Raw genomic sequence first — 23,212 nt, forward strand, 5'->3', positions numbered from 1 at the left:
ATGGATAGAATTGTAAAAACGAGTTACCCACTCTCTTCCGGTCAAGAAGCAATGTGGTTTATCTACCAAGTTGCTCCAGAGAGTGTTGCTTATAATATATTTGTTACTGTAAAAATTAATTCTTATTTAAATATTAATTCTGTCAAGCTGGCATGGGAAAAGATTATTGAAAATCATCCTATTCTCAGAACGACATATACAAATCATGAAGGTAAACCTATACAGGAAATTAACCAACAGCATAATTTTAATCTTGAAGTAACAGATGCCAGTAATTGGAGTGAAGATTATTTAAAGGAAAAAATATTTGCGATAACTGACCGCCCTTTTAACTTAGAAAAAGATCCGGTTTTGCGGGTTAATTTATTTACTCGGTCAGAAAAAGAACACCTCCTCTTGCTAACAATGCACCACATAGCAGGTGATATGTGGTCTTTTGATTTACTGCTGAGTCAATTTCAAGCTCTGTATACTGAGGAAATTGAGCAAAATAGTCAACAGCAAACAGAAGCCGCAGTAGATGATTTAACTAATAATAAATCTTATCTAGAATTTGTTCGTTGGCAGTCAGAAATGCTATCCAGTTCAAGGGGAGAAAAACACAGGCAATACTGGCAAGAACAGTTAGCTGGCGAATTGCCAATTTTGAACTTACTCGCAGACAAACCTCGCCCGATTGTACAGACTTATCAAGGAATAGGACATATTTTAAAGCTAGATGAAGAGTTAATTCAAAAACTCAAGCATCTAGCTCAAACCTCTGGAACAACCCTTTATCAGATTCTGCTCACAGCATTTTATGTGCAACTTTACCGCTACACCAATCAAAAAGACATCCTGATAGGAAGCCCAATGAGAGGTCGGTGGGGTGGAGATTTTAAAGATATTGTTGGCTACTTTGTTAACCTGACGGTTTTACGAACTGCTGTACAGGAAAACGCCACATTTACAGAATTTCTGGCTCAAGTAAGCAACACCGTAAAAACAGCCCAAAAACATCAAGATTATCCTTTTTCTCTGTTAGCAGAAGAACTCCAGCCACAGCGAGATCCCAGTCGTTCTCCTTTGTGTCAAGTTAGTTTTACTTGGCAACCACAACGTTGGTGCGAACCAACAGAGAATTCATTGCACAGTGGAGAACAAGTGCTTCAGATGGAGCCATATTTCCTCGGACATCAACGGGGTGCAGACTTCGATCTGAATTTAGCGGTGATGGAAGCTCAAGGAGTTTTCCAGTTATGTTGGCAATACAATACTGACTTGTTTGAGGCTACTACAATCAGTCGCATGGCAGGGCAGTTTGTGACCTTGCTTGAAGGTATTGCAGCTAATCCACAGCAGCAGATTTGGCAATTACCTCTGCTAAAAGAAGTTGAGCAACAACAGTTATTGTTTGAGTGGAATCATACAGAGGTAGATTATCCCCAAGATAAATGTATTCATCAGTTGTTTGAGGAGCAGGTTGATCGGACTCCAGATGCAGTTGCAGTTGTGTTTGAAAATCAACAACTAACTTACCAAGAATTGAACTATCGGGCTAACCAGTTAGCGCATCACCTGAAGTCTTTGGGCGTGGGAGCCGATGTACTGGTAGGGTTATGTGTAGAGCGATCGCTAGAAATGGTTGTGGGACTGTTAGGGATTCTCAAAGCGGGTGGGGCTTATGTACCTCTTGATCCAAGCTATCCCCAACAACGTTTAACTTTCATCATAGATGATGCGGCGCTGCCATTGTTGTTAACTGAGCAATCATTGTTAAAATCTTTGCCAGAGCATACCGCACAGGTAGTATGTTTTGATAGCGATCGCCAACTCATTGCTCAACACAGTTCAGAAAATCCACTCACTGGAAACAAACCGGAAAACTTGGCGTATGTAATTTATACTTCAGGTTCCACAGGCAAGCCAAAAGGAGTTCAAGTTAACCACAACAGTGTAGTCAACTTTTTAGCTTCCATGAGTCTTTGTCCAGGATTAACTGACTCTGATACTTTCTGTGCAATTACTACCATATCCTTTGACATTGCGGTTTTGGAACTGTATCTCCCACTCATTGTAGGAGCAAAGCTAGTAGTAGTTTCGCGTGAAGTCGCCGGTGATGGTGCTAGGCTGTTGCTAGAGTTACAGCAGTCAGGCACAACAGTGATGCAAGCTACTCCAGTCACTTGGCAAATGCTGCTAGCTTCCGGCTTATCTACTCAACAGTTAGGAATGAAACTATTGTGTGGGGGAGAAGCCTTAGCAGATCAATTAGCCCATCAATTATTAGAAACTGGTAGCGAAGTATGGAATCTCTACGGGCCGACAGAAACCACAATCTGGTCGAGTATTTACCAACTTAGAAATGAGTCAACGCAACTAGAAGCTAGAGGTGTTACCACACCCATTGGTCGTCCCATAGCTAACACTCAAATTTATATTTTAGATACACAATTGCAACCAGTTCCCATTGGTGTACCAGGAGAATTGTACATTGGTGGTGCGGGATTAGCACGCGGCTACCTGAACCGTCCAGAATTAACCCATGAAAAATTCATTCCTAATCCGTTTGAGGAAGCAGGAGCGAGTAGATTATATAAAACTGGGGATTTAGCGCGTTATCTACCTGATGGTAATATCGAATACTTAGGACGCATAGACAATCAGGTAAAAATCCGTGGCTTCCGCATTGAGTTGGGAGAAATTGAAGCAGTACTGAGTCAACATAATGATGTAGAAGCCTCGTGTGCGATGGCTACGCCCGCCGCAGGCATCGCGCACGATGACATTTTTGGAAACAAACGTCTAATTGCTTACATCGTGCCACATCAGCACTGTACACCCTCAATCAGTGAACTGCGGCAATTTATAAAAGCAAAACTCCCAGATTACATGGTTCCCAATGCTTTTGTAATGTTGGAGGAAATGCCACTAACTCCCAACGGAAAAATAGACCGCCGCGCCTTACCTGCACCAGAGTTACACAGCCAGTCATCAGATAGATATATCGCTCCACGCACTCCCCTAGAAGAAATGCTGGCTCAAATTTGGGTACAAGTGCTGAAAGTAGAACAAATCGGCATTGACGATAACTTCTTTGAACTAGGGGGACATTCGCTACTAGCAACGCAACTAGTTTCACGTATTCGCAACGTCTTTAAAGTAGAACTACAACTGCGTAATCTCTTTGCCGCCACAACAGTAGCTCAATTAGCGCGTTTGATTGGGCAGTTACAACAACAAAACTTAGAACTGTCTGCATTACCTATTTTACCAAGGGCAGAGAATGCAGAATTAGCCCTGTCTTATGCTCAACAGCGTTTGTGGTTTCTAGATCAGTTTGAACCAAACAGTGCTTTATACAACATCCCCATAGCTTTGCGTCTAGTTGGCAGTCTCAAAGTTATCGCCTTAGAACAAAGCTTACAAGAAATAATTATTCGTCACGAAGCCTTACGCACCAACTTCATCACAATTGATGGAAAAGCTTCTCAAATCATTCAAAAACAAATAAATTGCCCACTTTCAGTTGTTGATTTGAAGCATTTATCTACAAGTGAGCAACAAATAGCTTCACAGCAATTAGCGCAACAACAAGCGATTCAGCCATTTGAGTTGGCAACACAAGTATTAGTAAGGGCAACATTAGTAATACTGTCTGAGACAGAACAGTTGTTGTTCGTGTGTATGCACCACATTGTTTCTGATGGCTGGTCAATGGGTGTGTTTGTCCAAGAACTGGCAGTACTGTACAATGCTTATTCTCAAGGCAAAAACTCACACTTAGCGCCACTGCCGATTCAGTATGCAGATTTCGCACTGTGGCAAAGACAATGGTTGCAAGGAAATATATTGCAAAGTCAATTGAGTTATTGGCAACAGCAATTGGCAGATGCACCAGCTTTATTGTCGCTACCCACAGACAGAACTAGACCATCTGTACAAACATTCACAGGCGCACATCAACATTTTGCACTTTCACAGAAGCTCACAGGTGAATTAACACAACTAAGTCACCAACAAGGTGTAACGTTGTTTATGACACTGTTGGCAGCTTATGATATCCTGCTTCATCGCTACACAAGACAATCGGATATTTTAGTCGGGACACCAATTGCTAACCGCGATCGCATTGAGATAGAAGGGTTAATTGGCTTTTTTGTCAATACTTTAGTCCTGCGTACCAACTTGGCAGACAATCCCAGCTTCAACGAATTACTCCTTCGCATTCGGGAAGTGTGTTTAGGAGCATACACACATCAGGACTTACCTTTTGAAATGTTGGTGGAAGCGTTACAACCACAACGCGACCTCAGCTATAATCCTTTGTTCCAAGTGATGTTTGCCCTCCAGAATGCTTCCATATCAGAAGTAGAGTTGACTGGATTAAGTATCAGTTCATTGCCAATAGAAAGCGCAACCGCAAAATTTGATCTTACCTTGTCAATGGAGAACACCGCTAACGGATTAGTAGGTGTATGGGAATACAATACTGACTTGTTTGATAGCAGCACCATTGAGCGGATGACAGGTCATTTTGGGACGCTGCTAGAAGCAATTGTATTTAATCCGATTCAGCCCATTTCTCAATTACCTCTGCTGACAGAAGTTGAACAGCAGCAGTTATTGGTTGAGTGGAATAATACTCAGGCGGATTATCCTCAAGATTTGTGTATTCATGAGTTGTTTGAGTCGCAGGTTGAGCGGACACCCAATGCAGTTGCAGTTATCTTTGAAAATCAACAACTGACTTATGCTGAGTTAAATAATCGCGCAAACCAGTTGGCGCACTACTTACAAACTCTGGGTGTAAAACCAGATGTGCTAGTTGGTATTTGTGTAGAGCGTTCCTTAGAAATGATAGTAGGAATATTGGGGATTCTCAAAGCGGGTGGAGCTTATGTACCACTCGATCCCGAATATCCTGCTGAACGCTTGAGCTTTATGTTAGAAGATGCTCAAGTTACAGTACTGCTGACACAAGATAAACTCCTGGAAAAGTTGCCTGGGCATCAAGGGCAGGTTGTATGTTTAGATACTGACTGGCAATTAATTTCTCAGTCAACTCAGGATAATGCCATCGCACTTGTGCAAGCAACTAACTTAGCTTATGTGATTTACACCTCTGGTTCTACAGGCAAACCTAAAGGGGTTACGATCTCGCATGGTGCGATCGCTAGTCACTGCTGTATTATTCAACAAGCTTACGAACTTGTACAGAGCGATCGCGTACTCCAGTTTGCCTCAATCAACTTTGATGCCTCATTAGAACAGATATTTCCTACACTAATAGCTGGCGCAACCTTGGTACTTCGAGGCTCAGATGTCTGGACTCCGACAAACTTCCAAAAAATAATTTCCGATTTTGGACTCACTGTTGTTAATCTTCCGACAGCCTATTGGCAACAACTAGCTCAAGAGTCAGCCAAAACAAAAATATTAGATGATGCAAACAGCCAACTAAGACTTGTGATTGTTGGTGGAGACGTAATGTTGCCCGAATATGTCGCCTATTGGCAACAAAGCCTAATGTCTGGTGTTCGTTTGCTCAACGCCTATGGCCCCACAGAAGCAACCATCACAGCCACCCTATTTGAAATTCTTCCCCAGTTTAGCAAAGACACCAATCAGAAAAAAGTTCCTATTGGTTGTCCTCTACCTAACAAGAATGTATATATTTTAGACGAGCATTTACAACCCGTTCCCATTGGTGTAGCAGGAGAACTGCACATTGGCGGTGTGGCATTAGCACAAGGCTACCTCAACCGTCCTGAGTTAACCCAAGAGAAATTTATTCCTAATCCTTTTGGGGAAGAAAGAGGGAGTAAATTATATAAAACTGGGGATTTAGCACGTTATTTACCCGATGGCAATATTGAATACTTGGGAAGAATTGACAATCAAGTAAAAATCCGTGGCTTCCGTATTGAGTTGGGCGAAATCGAAACAGTATTGAGCCAATATCCACATCTACAAGCATCTTGTGCGATCGCGCGTGAAGACATTCCTGGAAACAAAAGCCTAGTCGCCTACATTGTGTCCCAAAAAGAGCAGACATTTACAATTAGCGACCTGCGCGGCTTCCTGAAGTCAAAGTTACCAGAGTACATGGTACCTTCTGCAATAGTCATCCTAGAAGCTCTACCGTTTACTCCTGGCGGCAAAATAGACCGTCGCGCCCTACCAGTACCTGATTTACACAGCCAATTATCGGACAAATATGTAGCCCCACGTAGCCCGAACGAGGAATTATTGGCACAAATTTGGGCGCACGTCCTGAAAGTAGAGCAAGTGGGCATTTATGATAACTTCTTTGAACTAGGGGGACATTCGCTACTAGCAACGCAACTAGTTTCACGCATCCGCAACATCTTCAAAGTGGAACTACCATTGCGTGAGTTATTTGCCGCTCCAACAGTAGCAGAATTAGCGCATTTGATTGGGCAGTTACAGCAGCAAAACTCAGAACAATTTGCACCACCTATTTTACCAAGGGCAGAGAATGCAGAATTAACACTGTCTTATGCTCAACAGCGTTTATGGTTTTTAGACCAATTCGAGCCAGACAGTCCATTCTACAATATGCCCCTAGCTTTGCATTTAGCCGGAACTGTTCAAGTTGCTGCGTTAGAACAAAGCTTACAAGAAATAATTATTCGCCACGAAGCCTTACGCACTAATTTCATTACGGTTGATGGAAAGCCTTCACAAATCATTCAAACAGAAAGTATTTGGACACTATCAGTTGTTGATTTGAAGCATTTATCTATAACCGAACAAGAAATCGCTTCACAGGAATTAGCCCAACAACAAGCGATTCAACCTTTCAATCTGGCAAACCAAGCATTAGTCAGAGCAACATTAGTAGTGCAGTCTGAGACAGAACAAGTCTTATTACTGTGTATGCATCACATTGTCTCTGATGGCTGGTCAATGGGTGTGTTTGTTCAGGAATTAGTAGCCCTATACAATGCTTATTCTCAAGGGCAGCCGTCACCATTAGCGCCACTGCCGATTCAATATGCAGATTTTGCACTGTGGCAAAGACAATGGTTGCAAGGGGAAGTATTACAAAGCCAATTGACTTATTGGCAAAAACAATTGGCTTCATCGCCAGCCTTATTGTCGCTACCTACAGACCGACCCAGACCGGCTGTGCAGACTTACAACGGGACACATCAATATTTTGCACTTTCCGAAGAATTAACTAATAAGCTGACAAAACTGAGTCAAGAACAAGGGGTAACTTTGTTCATGACGCTGTTGGCAGCTTATGATACCTTGATTTACCGCTACACAGGTACAGAAGACATTTTAGTGGGTTCGCCAATTGCTAACCGCGATCGCAGTGAAATAGAAGGGTTAATTGGCTTTTTTGTCAACACTTTAGTCATGCGGACTGATGTATCAGGCAATCCCAGTTTTAGCGAATTACTGACTCGTGTTCGTGAAATGGCAATGCAGGCATACTCTCATCAGAATTTGCCTTTTGAAATGTTGGTAGAAGCATTACAGCCAGAACGGGATCTCAGTTATACACCACTATTTCAGGTAATGTTTGTCCTTCAGAATGCGCCCATGTCTCAATTAGAACTGACTGGGTTAACTGTTAGGGAATTGCCAATAAAAGGTATAACTTCCAGGTTTGATTTAACTTTGATTATGCAGAACACTACCAATGGAATGGTAGGGTTGTGGGAATACAATACTGACTTGTTTGATAGTAGTACCATTGAGCGAATGACGAGTCATTTTGTGACATTGCTTGAAGGTATTATTGCTAACCCAGAACAGCAAATTTCCCAATTGCCTCTGCTGAAAGAAGTTGAGCAACAGCAGTTACTTGTCGAGTGGAACGCTACTCAGGTTAATTATCCACTACATAAGTGCATCCCTGAGTTGTTTGAAGAGGAAGTGGAGCGTACACCCAATTCAGTGGCAGTAGAGTTTGAAAATCAACAACTTACTTACCAGGAATTAAACAACCGCGCTAACCAGTTGGCGAATCACTTGCGGTCTTTGGGTGTGGCAACTGATACCCTGGTAGGTCTGTGTGTTGAGCGTTCTTTAGAAATGGTCATCGGACTATTAGGAATTCTGAAAGCGGGTGCTGCTTATGTGCCACTTGACCCAGAGTATCCAACTGAGCGTTTGAGCTTTATTTTAGAAGATACTCAAGCTTCGGTATTGCTAACCCAACAGTCAGTTCTTGACAGACTGCCCCCAAATCAAGCCAAGCTTGTTTGTTTGGATACTGACGCTGGACTAATTTCTCAGTGCAGTCAGGATAATCTTATCTCTGGCGTAGAAGCGCATAACTTAGTTTATATAATTTATACTTCTGGCTCTACAGGTCAACCCAAGGGTATAGCCATGAGTCACCTTGCCCTTTGCAATCATGTCTTGTGGCATGGGGAAAATCTGAAAATTGCTCGTGGAGCAAAAACTTTGCAATTTGCTTCAATTAGCTTTGATGTCTCCTTCCAAGAAATCTTCACTACTTGGTGTTCTGGTGGCACATTGTTCTTAATTGGGGAAGAATTACGCCAAGATGCCTCAGCTTTGTTAGGTTTTCTCCAAGAAAAAGCAATTGAGAGAATGTTTCTCGCCTTTGTTGGCTTACAGCAACTAGCTGAAGTTGCTGTAAGTAGTGAATTGGTGAATAATCATTTGCGGGAAATCATTACTTCTGGAGAACAGTTGCAGATTACTCCCGCCATTTCTCAATGGTTTAGTAAACTAACTGATTGTACATTGCACAATCAGTATGGGCCATCAGAGAGTCATTTAGCTACCAGTTTTATTTTGAATAATTCAGTAGAAACTTGGCCGCTACTTCCTTATATTGGTCGTCCCATTGCCAACACGCAAATCTACATCCTGGACAGGTTCTTACAGCCTGTACCGATTGGTGTACCAGGAGAATTGTATATTGCTGGTGTTCTTTTAGCGCAAGGTTACTTTAACAGAAGGGAGTTAACACAAGAGAAATTTATCCTCAACCCCTTTAGCGATGAACCGGATTCCCGTCTTTATAAAACAGGGGATTTAGGACGCTATTTACCTGACGGGAACATCGAATCTTTAGGACGTATAGACAATCAAGTTAAAATTCGTGGTTTCCGCATTGAGTTGGGCGAAATTGAAGCAGTACTGAGCCAAATAAGTGATGTGCAGGCATCTTGTGCGATCGCCCGCGAAGACATTCCTGGGAATAAATACTTAGCCGCTTACGTTGTGCCTCAAAAAGAGCAGACGCTCACAGTAAGCACAGTGCGTAGCTTCCTGAAGTCAAAGCTACCAGAGTATATGGTTCCAAGTGCAATAGTTATCTTGGACGCTTTACCGCTTACCCCCAACGGGAAACTAGATCGCCGCGCCCTACCTGTACCTGATTTACATAGCCAATTATTAGACAAATATGTTGCCCCACGTAACCCAATCGAAGAAATCCTGTCACTAATTTGGGCACAAGTCTTAAAAGTAGAGCTTGTGGGGATACATGACAACTTCTTTGAACTTGGGGGACACTCGCTACTAGCAACGCAACTAATCTCACGCGTGCGTACCAGCTTAAAGGTAGAACTACCATTGCGAAGCTTATTTGCTGCGCCCACAGTTGCCCAATTATCAGAACATATTCAGCGATCGCAGCAACAGGATTTAGAATTAACAGCACCACCCATCTTACCAAGAGCCAAGAACGCAGAATTACCACTGTCGTTTGCCCAAACACGGCTATGGTTTTTAGATCAGTTAAACCCGAATAGCGCTTTCTACAACTTACTTATAGCTTTGCGTCTAGTCGGAACTCTTAATGTTGATACCTTAGAACAAAGCTTAATTAAAATTCTTCATCGTCACGAAGCATTACGCACCAACTTTGCGATCGTTGATGGAGAACCTTCTCAAGTTATTCAAACACAAACGAATTGGACAGTCTCAGTAGTTGATTTACAACATCTGCCAACAAGTGAGCAAAAAATAGCTTCACAGCAATTAGCTCAACAACAAGCGATTCAGCCCTTTGAGTTGGCAACGCAACCATTAGTGAGAGCAACATTAGTAGTGCTATCCGAGACAGAACACTTGTTGTTAGTCTGTATGCACCACATTGTTAGTGATGGCTGGTCAATGGGTGTATTTGTCCAAGAACTAGCAGCCCTATACAATGCTTATTCTCAAGGTCAGCCCACACCTTTAGAACCACTGCCAATTCAGTATGCAGATTTCGCACTGTGGCAGAGACAGTGGTTCCAAGGAGATGTACTGCAAAGTCAATTGAGTTATTGGCAAAAACAACTAAAAGATTCACCAGCCTTATTATCGCTTCCCACTGACCGACCCAGACCGGCTGTGCAGACTTTTGCCGGAGCATACCAACATTTTGCACTTTCTGAGGAACTAACTACTAAGCTGACAAAACTTAGTCAGCAACAAGGTTGTACCCTCTTTATGACATTGTTGGCAGCTTATGATACATTACTTTACCGCTACACAGGTGTGGCAGATATTCTGATTGGATCTCCTATTGCTAACCGAAATCGCGGTGAAATAGAAGGGTTGATTGGCTTTTTTGTCAATACCTTGGTGATGCGGACTGATTTATCAGGCAATCCTAGCTTTAGCGAATTACTCACTCGTGTTCGGGAAATGGCTCTAGGAGCTTATGCTCATCAAGACTTGCCCTTTGAAATGTTGGTGGAAGCATTACAGCCAGAACGGAACTTAAGCCATACACCATTGTTTCAGGTAATGTTTGTTCTCCAGAATGTACCCATGTCTCAAGTAGAGTTGACTGGGTTAACTGTCAATCCATTGCTAGTAGAAAGTGCAACTTCTAAGTTTGATTTGACTTTAGCAATGGAAAACACTGCAACTGGATTGGCGGGAGTGTTAGAGTACAATACCGACTTGTTCGATCGCAGCACGATCGCACGAATGGCAGATCATTTTGTCACACTGCTTGAAGGAATTGTCGCCAATCCCCAAGAGCGAATTTCTCAATTACCCTTGCTGACGGAATTTGAGCAACAGCAGTTAATTGGGTGGAATAACACACTCCTAGACTATCCCCAAGATAAATGTATCTATCAGTTGTTTGAGGAACAGGTTGAGCTTACACCTGATGCTGTAGCAGTTGTATTTGAAGAACAACAACTGACTTATGCTGAATTGAATAGTCGCGCTAACCAGTTGGCGCATTACTTACGCTCATTGGGTGTGAAAGCCGATGTGCTAGTGGGTATTTGCGTTGAGCGTTCTTTAGAAATGGTTGTGGGACTGTTGGGAATTCTCAAAGCAGGTGGTGCATATCTGCCACTCGATCCAGAATATCCAACTGAACGTTTGCACTTTATTCTCCATGATGCTCAAGTTTCAGTACTGCTGACTCAGCAAAAACTCGTTGACAAACTACCCCCAAATCAAGAGTCGATTGTATGCTTAGATACTGATGCTCAAGTAATTTCTCTCTCCAGCCAAGAGAATCTAATTACTGCTAGCAAAGCTAGTAACTTAGCTTATGTGATTTATACTTCTGGTTCGACGGGGCAACCAAAGGGAGTATTAGTTACCCATTATGCACTGCTAAATCTCGTATTCTGGCACAACAAAGCTTTTGAAATCACGGCTTTAGACAAAGCCACTCAGGTAGCTTCTACGGCATTTGATGCTGCTGTGTGGGAATTGTGGCCTTATCTAACCGCAGGAGCGAGTATTTATTTACTCAAACCTGGAATCATTGCATCACCAGTTGATTTGCAAGATTGGTTGCGATCGCAAAATATTACCATCAGTTTTCTGCCAACGCCAGTGGCAGAGCAATTATTATCTCTGGAATGGACTCAAAATACAGCCTTGCGAACTCTACTAACTGGTGGAGATAAGCTTCATCGATATCCATCAAGTTTACTTCCTTTCCAGGTCGTGAATAATTATGGCCCAACTGAAAATACTGTTGTTACAACTTCAGGGATAGTATTTGCTGATGGAGGGAATGATAATATCTCACCATCTATCGGTCGTCCCATAGCCAATACGCAAATCTACATTTTAGATGAGTATTTACAACCAGTTCCCGTTGGTGTACCAGGAGAATTACATATTGGTGGTGCTTCCTTGGCGCAAGGTTATCTCAACCGCCCAGAGTTAACACAAGAGAAATTCATCCCCAACCCTTTTAGCGATGAACCACATTCTCGACTTTATAAAACTGGGGATTTATCACGCTATTTATTGAATGGCAGCATTGAATACTTGGGACGCATCGACAATCAGGTAAAAATTCGTGGCTTCCGTATTGAGTTGGGAGAAATTGAAGCAGTACTAAACCAAAATATTGATGTGCAAACATCTTGTGTTATTGCTCGTGAAGATATCCCAGGAGATACTCCCCTCAGTACAAGTAAGCGCTTAGTTGCCTACGTAGTTTTGCATCAGCACTCTACCCTTGCAATTAGCGAACTACGCCACTACCTGAAAGCAAAACTCCCTCCTTACATGATGCCCCAGGCTTTTGTGATGTTGGAGGAAATGCCACTAACTCCCAATGGTAAAGTAGACCGCCGTGCCTTACCCGCACCGGATTTACATCATCAACTCAAAGACAAATATGTTGCCCCACGCACACCTAGCGAAGAAATGCTGGCACAAATTTGGGCAACAGTGCTAAAAGTCGAGCAAGTGGGTATTTATGATAACTTCTTTGAACTTGGAGGACACTCACTACTAGCAACGCAATTAGTTTCACGTATCCGCTCTAACTTTCAAGTAGAACTACCATTGCGTGAGTTGTTTGCTACAGCAACAGTTGCCGAATTAGCTCAATCGATTCAGGAGTTACAGCAACAAAAATTACAACTTACTGCCCCACCCATCTTACCAAGACCACGGGATGCAGAATTACCACTATCTTATTCCCAAACACGGCTGTGGTTTTTAGATCAATTCGATCCTAACAGTGCGTTCTACAACATACCCATAGCTTTGCGTCTAGTTGGCAGTCTCAATAAAACTGCCTTAGAACAAAGCTTAGAAGAAATTATTCATCGTCACGAAGCCTTACGCACCAATTTCATCACAATTGATGGAAAACCTTCTCAAATCATTCAAACAGAAACAAATTGGACAGTATCAGTTGTTGACTGGAAACATTTATCTGCAACTGAACAAGAAATTGCTGCACAGCAATTAGCTCAACAACAAGCGATTCAGCCCTTTGAGTTGGCAACACAGGCATTAGTGAGAGCAACATTAGTAATACTGTCCGAGACAGAACACATATTGTTAATGTGTATGCATCATATTGTCAGTGATGGCTGGTCAATGGGTGTTTTTGTCCAAGAACTAGCGGCGCTGTATAGTGCTTATTCTCAAGGTCAAACCTCTCCTTTAGCGCCACTGCCCATTCAGTACGCAGATTTCGCACTGTGGCAGCGACAATGGTTGCAAGGAGATATCCTACAAAAGCAATTGAGTTACTGGGAAAAACAATTAGCAGATGCACCAGCTTTATTGTCGCTTCCCACTGACCGACCCAGACCTGCTGTGCAAACCTTTGCTGGTGCAACTCAACAGTTTGAACTGTCAATTGAACTAACTAGTAAGCTGACAAAACTGAGCCAGGAACAAGGGGTAACTTTGTTCATGACGCTGTTGGCAGTCTTTGATACCTTACTTTATCGCTACACAGAACAATCAGATATTTTGGTGGGCACACCGATCGCTAACCGAAATCGTGGTGAAATTGAAGGGTTAATTGGCTTTTTTGTCAATACTTTAGTTTTGCGGACAGATTTATCAGGTAATCCCAGTTTTAGCGAATTACTAACTCGTGTTCGGCAAATGGCAATGGAGGCATACTCCCATCAAGACTTGCCCTTTGAAATGTTGGTAGAAACATTGCAGCCAGAACGCGATCTCAGCCATGCACCACTGTTTCAGGTAGATTTTCTTCTCCAAAACGATCCTTTATCTGAAGTAGAACTGACTGGGTTAAATGTCAGTTCCTTGCCAATAGAAAGCGCAACGGCAAAATTTGATTTGACCTTAGCAATGGCGATCGCTCCCACTGGAATGGTGGGTGTGTGGGAGTACAACACAGACTTGTTTGATGCCAGCACGATCGCACGCATGGCTGGTCATTTTGTCACCCTGCTAGAAGCAATTGTGGCAAATCCACAGCAGCAAATTTCTCAATTGCCAATGTTAACGGAAGTTGAGCAACGGCAGTTATTTGTCGAATGGAATCATACTCAGGCGGATTATCCCGAAAATTTGTGTATTCATCAGTTGTTTGAGTCACAGTGTTTGAGTACACCCGATGCGAACGCAGTTGTCTTTGAAAATCAACAGTTAACTTATGGTGAGTTGAACACCCAAGCTAACCAATTGGCGCACTACCTACAATCTCTTGGTGTGGGGCCAGAAGTTCTAGTTGGGATTTATTTAGAGCGATCGCTATCCGTTATCGTCGCATTGTTAGCCGTCCTCAAAGCAGGCGGCGGTTATGTCCCCCTAGATCCTGATTATCCTCAACAGCGATTAGCTGACATATCCCAAGACTCACAATTCTCTGTGCTGATTACAGAACAGAAATTGCTCAATTCCTTGCCAGTCGAAGGTGTAAAAGTCATCGTCTTAGACAAAGAATCCGGGGTGCTGACGAATCAAAGTCAAGAAAATCCGGTGAGTCAAGTAAAACCAGAAAACTTGACTTGTATACTTTATACTTCTGGTTCTACTGGCAAACCCAAAGGCGTGATGCTGATTCACGCGGCTTTAGTTAGTCATAGCAGTGCAATTAGTGAAGTATTTGGTTTAACTAGTGGCGATCGCGTTTTACAGTTTGCTTCCTTCAGCTTTGACGTTGCAGCCGAAGAAATTTTCCCCACTTGGTTGAAAGGTGCAACTGTGGTCTTAAGACCGGCGCAAATGTTCCCAGACTTTGCCAGTCTTGCCCAATTTATTGAACAACAAAAGTTGAGTGTCTTAAATATCACCCCAGCCTATTGGCATGAATGGGCAGTTGCGGTATCTAAAGAAGATGCAACAGTGCCAGAAAGTCTGCGGTTAGTAGCTGTGGGTGGGGATGCCGTTCTACCAGAAACAGTGACATTATGGCAGCAATTAGTGGGCGATCGCGTCAATTGTCTAAATGTCTACGGCCCCACTGAAGCCTCGGTGACAGCTATAGTCCACGATTTGCTGCATCCCAAATCAGAAAAAACCAATTCTGTGCTAATTGGTCGTCCCATTGCCAATACCCAAGCCTACATCCTCGATCGCCATCTCCAACCAGTACCAATTGGAGTCAAAGGCGAACTGCATATCGGTGGTGTGCGTTTAGCACGAGGTTATCTCAACCTCAAAGAATTGACAGAGGAAAAATTTATTTCTAATCCCTTCGCTCGAAGCGGGAGAGCAGAAATTCTTCCCAATCCCCAGTCCCCAATCCCCAATCCCCGACTTTATAAAACAGGGGATTTAGCCCGTTATTTACCTGACGGTAATATTGAATGCTTTGGACGCATCGATAATCAGGTAAAAATTCGGGGATTCCGCATTGAGTTGGGAGAAATTGAAGCCGTACTCAACCAACATCCCCATGTGCAGATATCTTGTGTGATTATCCGCGAAGATGCGATCGCCAACGGTGGGCGGAACGCCATCGGGGATAAGCGTTTAGTCGCTTACGTAGTGCCCTATCATGAACAAATTCCCCCCATTAGCGAACTGCGTCAGTTCCTATCAAATCATCTGCCCCTTTACATGGTTCCAAACACTTTTGTGGTGCTGGAGTCTCTACCGTTAACACCAAACCGCAAAGTAGACCGCCGCGCCCTACCAGCACCGGATTTATACAGCGAACAAAGAGATAAATATGTAGCCCCACGCAGTCCAGTTGAAGAAATGCTGGCACAAATTTGGGCGGAAGTCTTGAAAGTAGAGCAAGTTGGCATTCATGACAACTTCTTTGAAATTGGCGGACACTCACTACTTGCAACACAACTGGTTTCACGTATCCGCAACATTTTCAAAATAGAACTACCTTTGCGGAGTCTGTTTGCAGCCGCAACAGTTGCCCAATTAGCTCATCTTATTGGGGAGTTGCAGCAACAAATACTTAAACATGGCTCAGTACAAGACTTAGAAGTAATAGTACCGCCCATCTTGCCAAGAGTAGAGAATGCAGAATTATCACTCTCTTATGCTCAACAGCGTTTATGGTTTTTAGACCAGTTACAACCCAATAGTGCTTTATACAACATCCCCATAGCTTTGCGTCTAGCAGGAACTCTTAACGTCGCTGCCTTAGAGGAAAGCTTGCGAGAAATTATTCATCGCCATGAAGCGTTACGCACTAACTTCGTTACAGTTGATGGAAAAGCTTCTCAAGTCATTCAAACACAAAAGAATTGGACACTATCAGTAGTTGAGTTGCAACATCTGCCAACAACCGAGAAAGAAAGAGCTTCACAGCAATTAGTGCAACAACAAGCCATTCAACCCTTTGATCTCAGAAGTGCATCTCTACTCAGAGCAACATTAGTAGTGTTGTCTGAGACAGAACACCTATTGTTAGTGTGTATGCATCACATTGTTAGTGATGAGTGGTCAATGGGTGTGTTTGTTCAAGAACTGGCAGTATTGTACAATGCCTATTCTCAAGGTCAGCCTTCTTTGTTAAGCCCACTGCCGATTCAGTACGCAGATTTTGCAATTTGGCAAAGACAATGGTTGCAAGGAGATGTGCTGCAAAGTCAATTGAGTTATTGGCAACAACAACTAAAAGATGCACCAGCTTTATTATCGCTGCCCACTGACCGAACTAGACCTGCTGTACAAACCTTCACTGGCGCATATCAAGAGTTTGCACTTTCTGAGGAACTAACTAGTAAACTGACACAACTTAGTCAGCAACAAGGTTGCACCCTCTTTATGACGTTGTTGGCAGCTTATGATACTTTACTTTACCGCTACACAGGAGTAGCAGATATTTTGGTGGGGACACCGATTGCTAACCGGAATCGCAGTGAAGTAGAAGGGTTAATTGGCTTTTTTGTCAATACCTTGGTGATGCGGACAGATTTATCGGAAAATCCTAGTTTTCAAGAGTTACTAACTCGTGTGCGAGAAATGGCATTGTCTGCTTATGCTCATCAAGACTTGCCCTTTGAAATGCTGGTGGAAGTATTGCAGCCACAACGTAACTTAAGCCATACACCGCTATTTCAGGTGGCGTTTTTGTTTCAGAATGCGCCTGTGTCTCAAGTGGAACTGACTGGGCTAACTATAAGTGATTTGCCAACAGAAAACGTCACTGCCAAATTTGATTTGACTTTAGCGATCGCTAAAACTGTAACTGGATTTGCGGGAGTGTTGGAGTACAATACCGACTTGTTCGATCGCAGCACGATCGCACGGATGGCGGATCATTTTGTCACACTGCTTGAAGGAATTGTCGCCAATCCCCAAGAGCGAATTTCTCAATTACCCTTGCTGACAGAATTTGAGCAACAGCAGTTAATTGGGTGGAATAACACACTCCTAGACTATCCCCAAGATAAATGTATCCATCAGTTGTTTGAGGAACAAGTAGAACGCACCCCCGATGCTGTGGCGGTAGTATTTGAAAATGAACAACTGACTTATGCTGAATTGAATAGCCGCGCTAACCAGTTGGCGCACTATTTACGCTCATTGGGTGTGAAAGCCGATGTGCTAGTGGGTATTTGCGTCGAGCGTTCTTTAGAAATGGTTGTGGGACTGTTGGGAATTCTCAAAGCAGGTGGTGCTTATGTGCCACTCGATCCAGAATATCCAACTGAACGTTTGCACTTTATTCTCCGTGATGCTCAAGTTTCAGTACTGCTGACTCAGCAGAAACTCGTTGACAAACTGCCCCCAAATCAAGAGTCGATTGTATGCTTAGATACTGATGCTCAAGTAATTTCTCTCTCCAGCCAAGAGAATCTGATTACTGTTAGCAAAGCTAGTAACTTAGCTTATGTGATTTATACTTCTGGTTCGACGGGACAACCAAAGGGAGTATTAGTTACCCATTATGCACTGCTAAATCTCATATTCTGGCACAACAAAGCTTTTGAAATCACGGCTTTAGACAAAGCCACTCAGGTAGCTTCTACAGCATTTGATGCTGCTGTGTGGGAATTGTGGCCTTATCTAACCGCAGGAGCAAGTATTTATTTACTTAAACCTGGAATCATTGCATCACCAGTTGATTTGCAAGATTGGTTGCGATCGCAAAATATTACCATTAGTTTTCTGCCAACACCAGTGGCAGAGCAATTATTATCTCTGGAATGGACTCAAAATTCCGCCTTGCGAACTCTACTGACTGGTGGAGATAAGCTTCATCGATATCCATCAAGTTTATTGCCTTTCCAGGTAGTGAATAATTATGGCCCAACTGAAAATACTGTTATTACAACTTCAGGGATAGTAGTTTCTGATGGAGGGAATGATAATATCTCACCATCTATCGGTCGTCCCATAGCTAATACGCAAATCTACATTTTAGATGAGTATTTACAACCAGTTCCCGTTGGTGTCGCAGGAGAATTACATATTGGTGGTGCTTCCTTGGCGCAAGGTTATCTCAACCGTGCAGAGTTGACTAATGAGAAATTCATCCCCAATCCTTTTAGCGATGAACCGCATTCTCGACTTTATAAAACTGGGGATTTAGGACGCTATTTGAGTGATGGCAATATCGAATTTATCGGTCGGATCGATAATCAGGTAAAAATTCGTGGCTTCCGCATTGAGTTGGGAGAAATTGAAGCTGCACTATCTCAGCTACCTGAAGTCCGGGAAGCAGTAGTTATCGCACGGGAAGACCAACCGAATAACAAACGCCTAATAGCTTATGTTGTACCGCAACCCGAAAAACTCAAAATATCAAAAAAACCAAAAAATTTATCAGCAGACAAAGTAGAACTATGGCCATCTATAGCTGAATACTATGTCTACGACGACTTATTGTATTACGCTATGACCAATGACCATCGACGCAACGATAGTTATAAAGTAGCGATTAATCAATTAGTCAAAGATAAAATAGTCGTTGAAATCGGCACAGGTAAAGATGCAATCTTATCCAGATTTTGTGTCGAAGGCGGTGCCAAGAAAATTTATGCAATTGAAAGAAGTGAAGAAACCTGCCGCAAAGCAAGAGCTTGTATTGAAAAATTAGGTTTAGCAGACAAAATCACTGTCATTCATGGAGATGCAACTTTAGTTGATATCCCAGAACTCGCTGATGTTTGTGTCTCAGAAATTGTAGGGGCAATTGGTGGCTCGGAAGGGGCAGCAGTAATTATTAATAACATTAGAAGATTTCTCAAGCCTGATGGTTTGATGATTCCAGAAAGAAGCGTTACTAAAATAGCTGTTGTTACTCTTCCAGATGAAATCTTACACAATCCTCAATTTGCTGAAATACCTGCATATTACACTAAAAAAATCTTTGAGCAAGTCGGATATCAATTTGACTTAAGGGTATGCATTAGTAAATTTCCTAAAGCAAATGTACTATCCACTGTGGATGTTTTAGAAGATTTGAACTTTAATGAATCTATTAGTCCAGAATTCTCACATGAGGTTAAATTTGAGATTCAAAAAAATGGGCGAATGGATGGATTTTTAGTCTGGCTGAATTTGCATACCATTGCCGGAGAAGAAATAGATATTCTGAAACATGAGTATTGCTGGCTTCCTGTTTATTTTCCTGTATTTGAACCAGGAATTTCAGTTGAGTACGGTGATGTAATTCAAGCAGTTTGTTCCAGGATACTTTGCGAAAATAATCTCAACCCAGATTATGTAATTAAAGGTCATTTGCTGAAAAAGAATGGAGAAATTATTAACTTTGAATATATCTCCTATCACTATAAAAATAATTTCCGGCAAACACCTTTTTATCAAAGATTGTTTGCTGATTCTGCCAATATAAAAAATCATCACCCCGATAATTTAGCTCAATCTTTAAGAGCTAATCTCAAGAAACTCTTGCCCAGCTACATGATCCCCTCAAGCTTTGTGGTGCTAGAGAACCTGCCTTTAACACCAAACGGTAAAATAGACCACCGTGCCCTGCCAACACATGAGCTAAATGAAGCTGATTACGTCATGCCAAATACAGAAGCAGAAAAAATTATTGCTGCTATTTGGCAAAAAGTATTACAAGTAGAAAAGGTAGGTATTTACGATAATTTCTTTGAAATTGGCGGACATTCCCTGATAGCTACTCAGGTAATTTCTCGCTTGCAAGAAGCTTTTGCAACTTCGTTGCCATTACGCTATCTATTTGAGTCACCGACAGTTGCCCAGTTAAGTGAGGCGATTTTAGCTCAACTTGAAACTGGTTTGGGTTTTGCGGTGCCTGCGATCGCACCTGTTTCCAGAAACGCAGACATCCCCCTATCTTGGGCGCAAGAGCGTCTGTGGTTTGTAAACCAATTAGAAGGCGAAAGCGGTGCGTACACAATAGATTTCACCTTGCGTTTGGTAGGGAATCTCAATGTCAAAGCCTTAGAACAAGCCTTTGCAAAGATAGTTCAGCGCCATGAAGTTCTACGGACTCATTTTGAAATTAGGAATAATCAGCCAGTACAGATAATAGATCCCAATATGACCATCACGTTACCAGTGGTCGATCTACAAAATCTGCCAGAGCCCTGGAAACAAGTAGAGCAACTGGCAACAGCAGAAGCCTGCAAACCATTCGATTTAGTTAATGGCCCTGTGCTGCGAGTCAAAATGTGGCAAGTTGCGACTGACGAGCATATATTGCTATTTGCAATCCACCATATTGCTGCTGATGGTTGGTCGATGGGCGTTTTAATCGGTGAACTGTCAGCCTATTATCGAAGTTTTTCAACGGGTAGTTCTGTTGATTTACCAGAGTTACCCATCCAGTATGCCGACTTTGCCGTGTGGCAGCGTCAGTGGTTGACAAATCAGGTACTAGAGCGTCAGTTAAGCTACTGGAAGCAACATTTAACGGGAGCGCCACCTCTATTAGAATTACCCACAGACCGCCCCCGTCCAGCCATACAGACTTTCCGAGGCGGTACAGAGCAACTTCAACTAGACCCCTTGCTGACGCAGCAGTTGAAAAAGCTCTCTCAAGAGTCTGGAAGCACGCTGTTTATGACACTGCTGGCGGGTTTTGTGGTGTTACTGTCTCGCTACAGTGGACAAACAGATTTGGTAGTTGGCTCACCGATCGCAAATCGCAATCGCACAGAAATTGAGGGGTTAATTGGTTTTTTTGTCAATAGTCTGGCACTGAGATTCGATTTATCCCAAGAACCGACCTTTGAAGCATTACTAGCGCAGGTGCGAACAGTTACCCAAAACGCCTACGACCATCAAGATTTACCCTTTGAGATGTTAGTGGAAGAGTTGCAACTTGAGCGAAACCTCGATCGCAATCCGTTAACGCAGGTGGTGTTTGCTCTCCAAAATGCTCCCACATCCCCCTGGGATCTGCCTGATTTAAAAGTTGAAGGGATGCCTTCGGGACTTGACTCAGTTCGCCTTGACCTAGAAGTTTACTTGTGGGATGCACCAGAAGGTCTTAGTGGCTTTTGCTCTTACAACCGGGATTTATTTGATGCGGCAACGATCGCCCGCATGATGCAACATTTTGTAATTTTACTTACGGCAATTGTCGATAATCCCCAGCAGCAAGTGGCATTAATGCCCTTGCTCACCCAGCAAGAACGACATCAATTGTTGGTGGAGTGGAACGATACTCAGGTGGATTATCCTCAAGATTTGTGTATTCATCAGTTATTCGAGTCACAGGTAGAGCGGACTCCAGATGCAGTTGCAGTTGTCTTTGAAAATCAACAACTCACCTACCACGAATTGAATTGTCGCGCTAACCAGTTGGCGCAATACTTACGGTCTTTGGGAGTCGGGGCAGATGTGCTAGTAGGATTGTGTGTGGAGCGATCGCTCTTAATGGTGATCGCTCTATTGGCAATTCTCAAAGCGGGTGGTGCTTACGTACCCCTTGACCCAGAATATCCTCAAGACCGTCTGAGCTTTATGCTAGAAGACGCTCAAGTTTGGGTACTGCTAACCCAACAGCACCTTTTTGAGAAACTCCCCCCAAATCAAGCCAACACAGTCTTTTTAGATGAAATTTGGTCAGAAATTGCTCAAAATAGCCAGGATAACTTTCCTAATTGGGTGACAGCTTCTCATCTAGCGAATGTGATTTACACAAGCGGTTCCACAGGTAAACCCAAAGGGGTGATGGTTGAACATAGCGGATTATGTAACCTAGCTCAAGCTCAAATTAATGCTTTTGGTGTGGATTCCGATAGTCGCATTCTCCAGTTTGCCTCCTTCAGTTTTGATGCTTGCATCTCAGAAATATTGATGAGTTGGGCATCAGGGGCAACTCTTTATCTGGGAACTAAAGACTCTCTCATGCCGGGTGCGCCGTTAATTCAACGATTACGCAACTATGACATTACCCATGTCACCCTACCACCATCAGCATTAGCAGTTCTGCCTATTGAAGAACTCCCAGCCCTGCAAACAATAATTGTCGCTGGAGAAGCTTGTTCTGCTGAACTAATTAGACAATGGTCTGTTGGGAGAAACTTCTTTAATGGCTACGGGCCAACAGAAGCTAGCGTCTGCGCCACGATCGCAAAATGCACGCCTTTTGATGAGAAAGTTACCATTGGCCGTCCAATTGCCAACAAACAAATCTACATTTTAGACTCGCACTTACAGCCAGTACCCATTGGTGTAGCAGGAGAACTGCACATTGGTGGTGTAGGGTTAGCAAGAGGCTATCTCAACCGTCTGGAATTGACACAAGATAAATTTATCCCCAATCCTTTTGAGCAGACAGGAGGGAGTAGATTATATAAAACAGGGGATTTAGCCCGTTATTTACCAGATGGCAATATCGAATACCTGGGACGCATAGATAATCAAGTCAAGGTGCGCGGCTTCCGTATAGAACTGGGTGAAATTGAAGCAGTATTGAGCCAACATCCCTTGGTACAAGAAGGTGTAGTTGTCGCCAGAGTTGATAACACTGGTGATAAGCAGTTAGCGGCTTACTTAGTACCTGCACTCAAAAGCAAAGTATTACCCCAGCAGGTTGCTCAATGGCAAAGTGAGTATGTGAGCGACTGGCAAACGCTCTATGAACAAGCTTATGGGCAACCTCAAGCAT

The 23,212-nt window shown here is 42.9% G+C and carries 1 protein-coding gene; it reads left to right on the top strand.

Annotated features, from left to right (window positions below; genetic code table 11):
* Window positions 1-23,212, top strand: a 23,212-nt coding sequence (locus tag V7K98_RS11715; RefSeq protein WP_335021872.1) for a non-ribosomal peptide synthase/polyketide synthase, incomplete at its 3' end; no start/stop codon positions are given.

The organism is Nostoc sp. (genome assembly GCF_036917435.1).
GTDB lineage: Bacteria > Cyanobacteriota > Cyanobacteriia > Cyanobacteriales > Nostocaceae > Nostoc.